This window comes from Pseudomonas sp. GL93 (genome assembly GCF_003408955.1).
Lineage (GTDB): Bacteria > Pseudomonadota > Gammaproteobacteria > Pseudomonadales > Pseudomonadaceae > Aquipseudomonas > Aquipseudomonas paracarnis.
Window position 1 is genome coordinate 1 of record NZ_NKRF01000023.1, and the last position, 10,637, is coordinate 10,637.

A 10,637-nucleotide genomic window follows, 5' to 3' on the forward strand; every position below is an offset into this window, starting at 1 on the left:
CCGTGGCCCGTCCACTGCGCGCTGCCGCCTGATTTCGCGAGTATTTCCAGATGAAATTGAATAAAGCCAACCTCACCCGACTGGCGCCCGAAGTGCAGGCTGATCAGGGTGCCGGCCTCCAGTTGCACCTCGCAGCCTTGGCTGTCGACGCGGGTGACCTGGCCCTTGAGGAAGCCCATCTTCGGCGTGCCGAGAAAGCCTGCCACAAACAGGTTGGCCGGCTGGTGGTACAGATCCAGGGGCGAGCCGACCTGCTCGATGCGCCCGCTGTTGAGCACTACCACCTTGTCGGCCAGGGTCATGGCTTCAACCTGGTCGTGGGTCACGTAGATCATGGTCGCTTGCAGTTCTTTATGCAGGCGCGCCAGCTCCAGGCGCATCTGCACGCGCAGGGCGGCGTCGAGGTTGGACAGCGGTTCGTCGAACAGGAAGATCTTCGGGTTGCGCACAATCGCCCGGCCAATTGCCACGCGCTGGCGCTGGCCACCCGAGAGTTGCTTGGGCTTGCGCTCCAGCAAAGGCCCCAGCTCAAGGATGCGCGCCGCTTCGCTGACTTTGCTCTCGACCAGCTTCTTGTCGACACCGGCCAAGTCCAGGGCAAACGACATGTTCTTGCGCACGCTCATGTGCGGGTACAGCGCGTAGGTCTGGAACACCATGGCCAGGTCGCGCTTGGCCGGGGTGACTTCGGTGATGTCGCGGCCATCGAGTTCGATAGTGCCGTCGCTGACCTCTTCCAGGCCGGCGATCAGGCGCAGCAGGGTGGATTTGCCACAGCCCGACGGGCCGACGAACACTACGAATTCCTTGTCGTTCACTTCCAGGTCGATGCCCTTGATGATGGAAAAACCTTCGAAGCCTTTTTGCAGATTCTTGATGGTCAGGTTGGCCATGATGGGCCCTCCGCTGGGAATTATTATTTAACGGCGCCGAAGGAAAGGCCGCGCACCAGTTGCTTCTGGCTGATCCAGCCAAAGATCAGGATCGGCGCGCAGGCCAGGGTCGAGACGGCAGACAACTTGGCCCAGAACAAGCCTTCGGGGCTGGAGTAGGAGGCGATCAAGGCGGTCAACGGCGCGGCGCTGGAGGAGGTCAGGTTCAGCGACCAGAACGCCTCGTTCCAGCACAGGATCAACGACAGCAGTACCGTGGACGCCAGGCCACCCTTGGCAATCGGCAGCAGCACGCGCACCATTTCCTGCCACAGGGTGGCGCCGTCCAGGCGGGCGGCTTCGAGGATGTCCTTGGGGATGTCCTTGAAGTAGGTGTACACCATCCACACCACAATCGGCAGGTTGATCAGGGTGTAGATGATGATCAGCGCAATGCGTGTGTCCAACAGGCCAAAGCTCTTGGCCAACAGGTAGATCGGCATCAGCACGCCCACCGGCGGCAGCATCTTGGTGGACAGCATCCACAACAGCGTGCCCTTGGTGCGCTGGGTTTCGTAGAACGCCATGGAGTAGGCGGCCGGCACCGAAATCAGCAGGCACAGGGCGGTGGCGCTGAACGAAATCACCACCGAGTTCCAGGCGTAGGCGAAGTAATTGCTGCGCTCGTTGATGTGCAGGTAGTTCTCCAGCGTCGGCGTGAAGATGAACTGCGGCGGGGTAGCGAACGCGTCGATTTCAGTTTTGAAACTGGTCAGCACCATCCAGAAAATCGGGAAGAAAATCAGGATCGCGATGGCCCAGGCCAACGTGCCGAGCAACAAGCTTTGCAGGCGGCGGGATTGTTGAAGCGTCATGGCGCGGCCCTCAAGGCTTGTCAGTCAGGTTTTTGCCGATCATCCGCACCAGGATGATCGCCGCGATATTGGCGATGACCACGGCAATCAAGCCGCCGGCCGACGCCATGCCCACGTCGAACTGCACCAGCGCCTGGTTGTAGATCAGGTAGGCGAGGTTGGTCGAGGCGTAGCCGGGGCCACCGTTGGTGGTGGTGAAGATTTCGGCGAACACCGAGAGCAGGAAGATGGTTTCGATCATCACCACTACGGCAATCGGGCGGGCCAGGTGGGGCAAGGTCAGGTGCCAGAAGATCGCAATAGCACCGGCACCATCCAGGCGTGCGGCTTCCTTCTGCTCCTGGTCCAGGGACTGCATGGCGGTCATCAGCAGCAGGATCGCGAAGGGCAGCCATTGCCACGACACAATGATAATGATCGACAGCAGCGGGTAATGCGCCAGCCAGTCCACCGGCTCGGCGCCGAAGAACTTCCACACCGCGGCGAGAATCCCCGACACCGGATGGAAAATCAGGTTCTTCCAGATCAGCGCGCCCACCGTGGGCATGATGAAGAACGGCGAAATCAGCATCACCCGTACGATGCCGCGCCCCAGGAATTCACTGGCCTCCAGCAGCGCACTGATCAACACGCCGAACACCACGCTGATGAGCAACACGCTGCCCACCAGCAACAAGGTATTGGTGGCGCCAGGCAGGAACCCCGAATCGGTAATGAAGTAGCTGAAGTTTTCCAGCCCCACGAACTGGTTTTCGCCGGGGTAGAGCAGGTTGTAGCGGATCAGCGAAAAGTACAGGGTCATGCCCAGCGGCACGATCATCCACAGCAGCAGCAAGGCCACCGAGGGGCTGACGAGAAACCAGCCGGGGTTGGCCAGGCGGTTTTTGGTGGGTGTATTCATGGTGATCAGAACCAGTCAGGTGCCTACAGAATCTGCGTCGGAGCGCGGTCACTGTGGGAGCTGGCTTGCCTGCGATGGTATCGCCTCGGTGCTACTGATAGACCGAGTTGTTTGCATCGCAGGCAAGCCAGCTCCCACAAAAGCCCTGCTCCTACATTTGCGCGGGTGAAGCTGGGTTATTTGGGGTAACCAGCCCGCTTCATTTCCCGCTCGGTGGTGGTCTGCGCGGCGGTCAATGCAGCATCGACGGTCTGCTGACCGGTCAACGCACCCGAGAAGAACTTGCCCACCTGGGTACCAATCGCCTGGAATTCCGGAATGGTCACCAACTGGATACCGATATACGGCACAGGCTTCTCGGTCGGCTTGGTCGGGTCCGCCACTTTCAGCGATTCCAATGTCACCTTGGCGAATGGCGCGGCCTTCATGTATTCATCGCTGTAGGTGGATTGGCGCGTACCTGGCGGCACATTGGCGATGCCATCGGTCTTGGCCACGAGCTGGCCGTATTCCTTGGAGGTGGCCCAACTGGTAAACACCTTGGCGGCGTCCTTGGCCTTGGAGCTGGTCGGAATCGCCAGGCTCCAGGAATACAGCCATGACGTGCCCTTGTCGGTCTTCTCGTGGGGCGCGAAAGTGAAGCCGACATGCTCGGCGACCTTGCTCTGGCTCTTGTCGGTGACGAAGGAGCCCGCCACGCTGGCGTCTACCCAGATTGCGCACTTGCCGCTGTTGAACAGCGCCAGGTTCTCGTTGAAGCCGTTGCTGGAAGCACCCGGCGGGCCAGATTTTTTCATGTTGTCGACGTAGAAGTTCAGCGCGTTCTTCCACTCGGGGCCGTTGAATTCCGGCTGCCACTTCTCATCGAACCAGCGCGCCCCGAAACCGTTGGCCAGGGTGGTGATCAGCGCCATGTTCTCACCCCAACCGGCTTTGCCGCGCAGGCACAGGCCGTATTGCTCTTTGGATTTGTCGGTGAGTTTGGCGGCGAATTCGCCGATCTGGGTCCAGGTGGGGTGCTCGGGCATGCTCAGCCCGGCGTCCTTGAACAGGTCGGTGCGGTAATAGGTGATCGAGCTTTCGGCGTAGAACGGCAGGGCGTACAGCGATCCCTTGACCGACAAACCGTCGCGCACCGAAGGGAACACGTCATCGAGGTCGTAGGAGGCCGGCAAGTCCTTCATCGGCTCCAGCCACCCCTTGGCGCCCCAGAGTGCGGCTTCGTACATGCCGATGGTCAACACATCGAACTGCCCGCCCTGGGTGGCGATGTCGGTGGTCAGGCGTTGGCGCAGCACGTTTTCTTCGAGCACCACCCAGTTCAACTTGATCTCCGGATGCTCGGCCTCGAAGGTTTTCGAGAGCTTCTGCATACGGATCATGTCGCTGTTGTTGACGGTGGCAATGGTCAGGGTTTGCGCGCCAAGGCTGACGGCGCTGAGGGTCATGCAGGTGCAGGCAAGCAATGCTTTTGCTGTGAACTTCATCGCGCACTCCATTTCCGCGCCCAGGGGGCTACAGAAGGACGGTTATTGTTGTTGTGTCTTCCTACAAGGAGTCAGGAAGAGTGTGCGTTGATTACAGCCTTCAAAAGCGGCGGTGACAAATCCTTGGGCGCACGCTCACTGATACTTTTTTGCACTCGATGATCGTCCCCGTGACGCGTGGGGAAGATCAATGCCGTGCTTAACGCTCGATATCAGCCAGTGCTCGCTCAGCCAGCAAGCGAGATGCCTCGATCAACTGAGCAATACCCAGAGCGCCTTCGCGCCGCGAGCCGTCGAGATCAAAGGCGAAATCGCAGGTGAGGGCGTGGGCAGAGGCGAGGGATTCGCTGAGGTTGACCAGTAGGTCTTGCGTGGAGATACCGTCTTTAACGGTGAATAGCACGCTGGGTGCTGGATCGAGCGATGGATTTCGGGTGGGTACACCTAGCCGAACGATCAACCTCAAGCCAAATTCTGCTCCGTCAACCGCTGCACCGCCAACCGCCGATAGTGGGACGGCGTCATCCCCTTAAGCTGCTGAAACCGCCGATTGAAGTTGGAAATATTATTGAACCCCGACTCAAAGCACACATCCGTCACGGCCTTGTCCCCATCGGCCAGCAATTCACAGGACTTGCTGATGCGTAGCCGATTGACGAATTCAATAAAAGTCCGCCCGGTCGCCTGTTTGAACACCCTGGAAAAATACGTCGGTTTCATCCCCAGATACTCCGCCACTTCCTCCAGCGGCAACTCCCGGGCGTAGTGGGCAAAGATGTAGTCCACCGCGCGGTTGGTGCGGTCGATGCTGTGTTCGTCGGCTTGCTGTGGCGTGGTGACGCCGGACAGTAACTGGTAGTCCTCACAGGCGCTCAACACCTCCAGCAAGATAAAGAAGTGCCCCAGGCGCGCTATGCCCTGGGCGTCTTCGATGCGTTGCATCAGGGTCATGGCGTGGGCGATGGTTTTTTTGCAGCGAAATTCAATGCCGTACTGCGCACGTTCAAGTAACGGCGCCAGGCTCTTGAGTTCGGTGAAGATGTGGCTGCCGTGTTCGAACAATTCATCGGTGAAGTTCACCAGCATGTCGCGCTTGGGTACGACCTCGTCTTCTTCCACCTGGCTGATCCAGTTGTGGGGCAGGTTGGGGCCGGTGAGGAACAGGCTTTCGGGGTAGAAGTTACCGATGTAGTCGCCGATAAACACCTTGCCTGAGCTGGCGACGATCAGGTGCAGCTCGTATTCCTTGTGGAAATGCCAGCGCACCAGGGGGCAGGGGAAGCCGTGCTGGCGATAGATGATGGACAGGCCGTTGTGGTCGTCCATCAACTCGTAGGAAGGGTCGGTGATGCGCGTTGCTCGGGTCATGCTGCCGTCGCTTTATTGTGGTTGCTGCGTAGGATAATGCCCCGTCACGCGCGACCTCGCCAGCGGCAGTGTTTATAGGCTACGGTTTTTGGCCTCGATCCACTGGGACATGTATTGGGTGCTCTTGTGCGCGTGGTGGCGCAGCATGCTGCCGGTGAAGTTGTCCCGGCGATGGGCAGCGAGGTTGCTGCGGCAACGTTCCAGGCATTCCACCAAGGCGGGCCCGTGGAGGTCCTGGTCATAGCGTCGGGCCAGCAATTGGCGCCCATGTTCCTGGGCCTGGATCCAACGCTCGCGGTTTTGGTAAAGGGCCACGGCAGCGGCAGCCAGGGCCGGGGCGTCCTGAGCGATCACGCCGGGCCAGGGTTGGTCGTCACCCATGGCCTCGGCGCCGATGGGGGTGGTGACATTGGGCGTGCCGCACAGCATGGCGTCCACCAATTTGCCCTTGATGCCGGCGCCAAAGCGCAGCGGTGCCAGGCAGATACGCGCTGCCGTCATCACTTGCAGCGCATCCTCGGCCCAGTTCATCACATGGAAACCCTGGGCCGGGTTGTGCAGGGCAGTAGCCTTAGGCGGGGTGTAGGCGCCGTAGATATGCAACTGCGCGCCCGGCAGTTGTTGGCGAATCAGCGGCCATAGGCTGTGCTTCATCCACAGCACCGCATCCCAATTGGGCGCATGGCGGAAGTTGCCGATGCTGAGGAAATGCGCACGGTCTTCAAAGGGCGCGAACGCGGCGGTGGGCGGTTGCAGCATCAACGGGCACCAGTGGAGCAGGGCGGCGGGCACCTTGAACTGCTCGGTGAGCAGGCGGATTTCCACATCGGAGATCATCAGGCTGATGTCACAGCGGTAAATCGCGGCGATTTCGCGCTTGGCCAGGTCGGTGTTGGCCATGCGCTGGAACTCGTCCTCCAGTGCCGGCGCGAAGAGGGCGCTGAAGTCGTCGCTGTCGGGGCTGGCTTTCACCTGCTCCTTGAAACGCTGGTGGCGGGCGTCGCGCAGGCTTTGCAGGTCGGAGGTCTCCAGCACCCGCAGCGCGTCGGGGCAGCACTGTTCTACGCGCCAGCCGAATTGCTCCTCCATCATGAAGCGGTCGAACAGCACGATATCCGGGGCCAGTTCGCGAATAAAATCGTCGAAGCTGCTGTTATTCAGTTCGATGGCGCATTCGGCGATCCCTAACGCGGGCAAGTCAGCCTTGTGTTCGCCGATGGTGGCCGGGCTGCTGAAGGTAATGTCCCAACCTTGCGTAAGAAAGCTCTCAAGGATTTGCATCATATGCCCGCCCGCGGCGGAGGAGCGCGGTTCCGGCCAGACATAACCAATGACCAGGACTTTGGTGGCGGGCTGATTCATCGACAAAGGTTTCCTTGAAGGGCAGGCGAAAAGCGCGCAATTAAACCACAACCTCAGGACATGACAATTTGTGTCTGGCGGTAGGTAGCTTCGGCACTTTGTGGTTAACTTCCGCCTCTCGAATTCGTTTAACCAAACCCAGCATAAGGATTCTGTTCATGGCTCAAGTCACCCTTAAAGGCAACCCGGTCCAGGTTGAAGGCGAATTGCCGAAAGTCGGCGCCAAAGCTGCAGACTTCACCCTGACCGCCGGCGATCTGTCCAACGCCACCCTGGCTACCTTTGCCGGCAAGCGCAAAGTGCTGAACATCTTCCCAAGCGTTGACACCCCAACCTGCGCCACTTCGGTGCGCAAGTTCAACGCCCAGGCCAATGATGTGGCCAACACCGTGGTGCTGTGCATCTCCTCCGACCTGCCATTCGCCCAAGCGCGTTTCTGTGGTTCCGAAGGCCTGGAAAACGTTAAGAACCTGTCGGATTTCCGCAACGCCGACTTCGCCGTTGACTATGGTGTTTCCATCGCTGACGGCCCACTGCAGGGCCTGACCGCTCGCGCTGTCGTGGTGCTGGATGAAAACGACAACGTGCTGCACAGCGAGTTGGTCAAGGAAATCGCTGAAGAGCCAAACTACGACGCCGCCCTGGCTGTGTTGAAGTAACTGTTTCTACGTATGACTGTCGTTTGGCAGTAACACGTATGATGCATGATTGCGGCCTGGCCTAGTCCAGGCCGTTTTTATTTGAGCGTCAGCGGCTTAGCGAAATAGGCGGTGGACTAAGATCAGAAGTTAAAAGTTGTAAGCCCAAGGTAAATAGCCGGTAAAGGTGCTTTTCTAAAGGCCCCCCAGTGCTTATCTTTCAGCCTCCCCAAGTAGAAGCTCTCGCGCCCAATGGTTGATCACTCCATGCAATCCTCCCCCCGCAACTCCCGCCGCTGGCTGTTTGGCCTGCTCGTGCTGCTGGTTATCGCCGGCCTGTGTTGGAAATTCTGGCCCAGCGGCGCGGCCCATAAAGACGCTCCGGCCGGGCACACGGGTAAAACCGGCATGGCGCGCCCTGGCTTCGGCGGGTCCACTGGCCCAGTGCCGGTGCGCGTGGCCCCTGCGGTGCTGGGTGAGTTCCCGGTGTACTACAAGGCGCTGGGGACGGTCACTGCACTGAACACCATTAATGTGCGCAGCCGGGTGGGCGGCGAGTTGGTCAAGATTGCCTTCGAGGAAGGGCAGATGGTCAAGGCCGGTGACCTGCTGGCAGAAATCGACCCGCGCAGCTACCAGAACGCCTTGCTCCAGGCCCAGGGCACCTTGCTGCAGAACCAGGCCCAGTTGAAGAACGCCCAGGTCGATGTACAGCGTTATCGCGACCTGTACGCCCAGGACAGTATCGCCAAGCAAACCCTGGACACCGCCGAAGCGCTGGTGTTGCAGTACCAGGGCACGGTCAAGACCAACCAGGGCGCGGTGGACGACGCCAAGCTCAACCTGGAGTTCACCAAGATCCGCGCGCCCATCAGTGGTCGCGTCGGTTTGCGCCAGCTCGACGTCGGCAACCTGGTGGCGGCCAACGACACCACCGCCCTGGCCGTGATCACCCAGACCCAGCCAATCAGCGTGGCTTTCACCCTGCCGGAAAATACCCTGGAAACCGTGCTGGCCCGTTACCACGCCGGTAACAAGTTGCCCGTGGAAGCCTGGGACCGTAGCGACGTGAAAAAACAGGCGGTCGGTGTCCTGCAAAGCCTGGACAATCAGATTGACGTCACCACCGGCACCCTGAAGTTCAAGGCGCGTTTCGATAACAAGGACCAAGCGCTGTTCCCTAACCAGTTCGTCAATGTGCACCTGCTGGCCGATACCTTGAAGAACGTGGTGCTGGCGCCCTCTGCGGCGATTCAGTTCGGCAACAATGGCACCTTTGTCTACAAGCTCGACGGTGACAAGAAGGTCAAGGTCCAGCCGCTGGTGGTGGGGGACACCGATGGCGAAAACACCGTGATCAAAGAGGGCCTGGCCGCTGGCGACCGCGTGGTGCTGGAAGGCACCGACCGTCTCAAGGACGGCAGCGAGATCGAAGTGGTCAACGCCAGCAGCGAGGTGCCGACCACGCCGACCGAACACCTGCAAGGCAAGCCCGCAGCGAAAGGGGAGACCGGTGCTGACGCCGGCAAGGCGCAAAAGGTCGGTTCATGAACCTGTCGCGCCTGTTCATCCTTCGCCCGGTCGCCACCACGCTGAGCATGCTGGCCATTGTCCTGGCCGGCATCATTTCGTACCGCCTGCTGCCGGTATCGGCGTTGCCCCAGGTGGATTACCCGACCATCCGGGTGATGACCCTGTACCCCGGCGCCAGCCCCGATGTAATGACCAGCGCGGTTACCGCACCGCTGGAGCGCCAGTTCGGGCAGATGCCCGGGCTGACCCAGATGGCGTCCACCAGCTCCGGCGGTGCGTCGGTGCTCACCCTGCGTTTCAACCTCGACATCAATATGGATGTCGCCGAGCAACAGGTGCAGGCCGCGATCAACGCCGCCACCAACCTGTTGCCCAAGGATTTGCCAGCGCCGCCGGTGTACAACAAGGTCAACCCGGCGGATACCCCGGTGCTGACCCTGGCAATCACCTCCAAGACCATGTTGCTGCCCAAGCTCAATGATTTGGTCGACACGCGCATGGCGCAGAAAATCGCGCAGATCAGCGGCGTCGGTATGGTCAGCATCGCCGGTGGCCAGCGCCAGGCCGTGCGCATCAAGGTCAACCCGGAAGCCCTGGCGGCCAATGGTTTGAACCTGTCGGACGTGCGTGCGCTGATCGCCGCCTCCAACGTCAACCAGCCCAAGGGCAACTTCGACGGCCCCACCCGCGTGTCGATGCTCGATGCCAACGACCAGTTGGTCTCACCCCAGCAATATGCCGAGCTGATCCTGGCCTACAACAATGGCGCACCGTTGCGCCTCAAGGATGTGGCGCAGATCGTCGACGGCGCCGAAAACGAACGCCTCGCGGCCTGGGCCAACGAAAACCAGGCGGTACTGCTGAACATCCAGCGCCAGCCGGGCGCCAACGTGATCGAGGTAGTCGACCGTATCAAGGCGCTGCTGCCGAGCATCACCGACAACCTGCCGGCCGGCCTGGACGTAACGGTGCTTACCGACCGTACCCAGACCATCCGCGCCTCGGTGAAAGACGTACAACACGAGCTTCTGATTGCCATCGCCCTGGTGGTGATGGTGACGTTCCTGTTCCTGCGTCGGGTCAGCGCCACGATCATTCCGTCCATCGCCGTGCCGCTGTCTCTGGTGGGTACCTTTGGCGTGATGTACCTGGCGGGGTTCTCCATCAATAACCTGACGCTGATGGCCCTGACCATCGCCACGGGGTTCGTGGTGGATGACGCCATCGTGATGCTGGAGAACATTTCTCGCTATATCGAGGAGGGCGAGACGCCGATGGCGGCGGCGCTCAAGGGCGCCAAGCAGATCGGCTTCACCCTGATTTCCCTGACCTTGTCGCTGATTGCGGTACTGATCCCACTGCTGTTCATGGCTGACGTGGTCGGGCGGCTGTTCCGTGAGTTCGCCATCACCCTGGCGGTGGCGATCCTGATTTCGCTGGTTGTGTCCCTGACCCTGACGCCGATGATGTGCGCGCGCTTGCTCAAGCGCGAACCGAAGGAAGAAGAGCAGGGACGTTTCTACAAGGCCAGCGGCGCCTGGATCGATTGGCTGATCCAGGCCTATGGCCGCAAGTTGCAGTGGGTGCTCAAGCACCAGCGA

Annotated in this window: 10 protein-coding genes; 3 read left to right on the top strand and 7 right to left on the bottom strand. The window is 60.4% G+C overall.

The features are described 5' to 3' along the window. The 7 genes from CER19_RS05235 to CER19_RS05265 all read right to left on the bottom strand — a co-directional run. Nucleotides 1-893, bottom strand: an 893-nt coding sequence (locus CER19_RS05235) for an ABC transporter ATP-binding protein (RefSeq protein WP_256660385.1), incomplete at its 3' end; no start/stop codon positions are given. A gap of 23 nt (nucleotides 894-916) precedes the next feature. After that, complete coding sequence (locus tag CER19_RS05240) at nucleotides 917-1,747, bottom strand: carbohydrate ABC transporter permease (RefSeq protein ID WP_005788583.1); 831 nt, start codon at nucleotides 1,745-1,747, stop codon at nucleotides 917-919. 10 nt (nucleotides 1,748-1,757) lie between these two features. Beyond that, the gene (locus CER19_RS05245) at nucleotides 1,758-2,648 is read right to left on the bottom strand and encodes a carbohydrate ABC transporter permease (RefSeq protein ID WP_014718700.1); all 891 of its coding nucleotides are present in this window, start codon (nucleotides 2,646-2,648) and stop codon (nucleotides 1,758-1,760) included. 176 nt (nucleotides 2,649-2,824) lie between these two features. Next, nucleotides 2,825-4,135 carry a sugar ABC transporter substrate-binding protein gene (locus tag CER19_RS05250; RefSeq protein ID WP_116665628.1) on the bottom strand — a complete coding sequence of 437 codons (1,311 nt, stop codon included), beginning with the start codon at nucleotides 4,133-4,135 and terminating at the stop codon, nucleotides 2,825-2,827. Between the two features lie 199 nt (nucleotides 4,136-4,334). After that, complete coding sequence (locus CER19_RS05255) at nucleotides 4,335-4,592, bottom strand: DUF6124 family protein (RefSeq protein WP_116665632.1); 258 nt, start codon at nucleotides 4,590-4,592, stop codon at nucleotides 4,335-4,337. Nucleotides 4,593-4,597: 5 nt separating this feature from the next. After that, entirely contained in the window at nucleotides 4,598-5,503 is a 906-nt protein-coding gene (locus CER19_RS05260) for an AraC family transcriptional regulator (protein WP_116665629.1), read from the bottom strand. Nucleotides 5,504-5,575: 72 nt separating this feature from the next. Next, nucleotides 5,576-6,865 (bottom strand): glycosyltransferase, encoded by a 1,290-nt coding sequence (locus CER19_RS05265; protein ID WP_116665630.1) that lies wholly within the window; start codon nucleotides 6,863-6,865, stop codon nucleotides 5,576-5,578. Between the two features lie 158 nt (nucleotides 6,866-7,023). Here CER19_RS05265 and tpx point away from each other — a divergent pair, with 158 nt between their 5' ends. The 3 genes from tpx to CER19_RS05280 form a co-directional block, all read left to right on the top strand. Beyond that, nucleotides 7,024-7,524 (top strand): thiol peroxidase, encoded by a 501-nt coding sequence (gene tpx / locus CER19_RS05270; RefSeq protein WP_003190967.1) that lies wholly within the window; start codon nucleotides 7,024-7,026, stop codon nucleotides 7,522-7,524. 231 nt (nucleotides 7,525-7,755) lie between these two features. After that, the gene (locus CER19_RS05275; protein WP_116665631.1) at nucleotides 7,756-9,054 is read left to right on the top strand and encodes an MdtA/MuxA family multidrug efflux RND transporter periplasmic adaptor subunit; all 1,299 of its coding nucleotides are present in this window, start codon (nucleotides 7,756-7,758) and stop codon (nucleotides 9,052-9,054) included. After that, a partial coding sequence (locus tag CER19_RS05280) for an efflux RND transporter permease subunit (protein ID WP_165861600.1) occupies nucleotides 9,051-10,637 on the top strand: 1,587 nt, incomplete at its 3' end. The genes CER19_RS05275 and CER19_RS05280, both read left to right, overlap by 4 nt.

Bases quoted from the DNA above. Each gene is read 5' to 3' on its own strand.
- CER19_RS05240 (WP_005788583.1), bottom strand. From the start codon at position 1,747: ATGACGCTTCAACAATCCCGCCGCCTGCAAAGCTTGTTGCTCGGCACG.
- CER19_RS05245 (WP_014718700.1), bottom strand. From the start codon at position 2,648: ATGAATACACCCACCAAAAACCGCCTGGCCAACCCCGGCTGGTTTCTC.
- CER19_RS05250 (WP_116665628.1), bottom strand. From the start codon at position 4,135: ATGAAGTTCACAGCAAAAGCATTGCTTGCCTGCACCTGCATGACCCTC.
- CER19_RS05260 (WP_116665629.1), bottom strand. From the start codon at position 5,503: ATGACCCGAGCAACGCGCATCACCGACCCTTCCTACGAGTTGATGGAC.
- CER19_RS05265 (WP_116665630.1), bottom strand. From the start codon at position 6,865: ATGAATCAGCCCGCCACCAAAGTCCTGGTCATTGGTTATGTCTGGCCG.
- tpx (WP_003190967.1), top strand. From the start codon at position 7,024: ATGGCTCAAGTCACCCTTAAAGGCAACCCGGTCCAGGTTGAAGGCGAA.
- CER19_RS05275 (WP_116665631.1), top strand. From the start codon at position 7,756: ATGGTTGATCACTCCATGCAATCCTCCCCCCGCAACTCCCGCCGCTGG.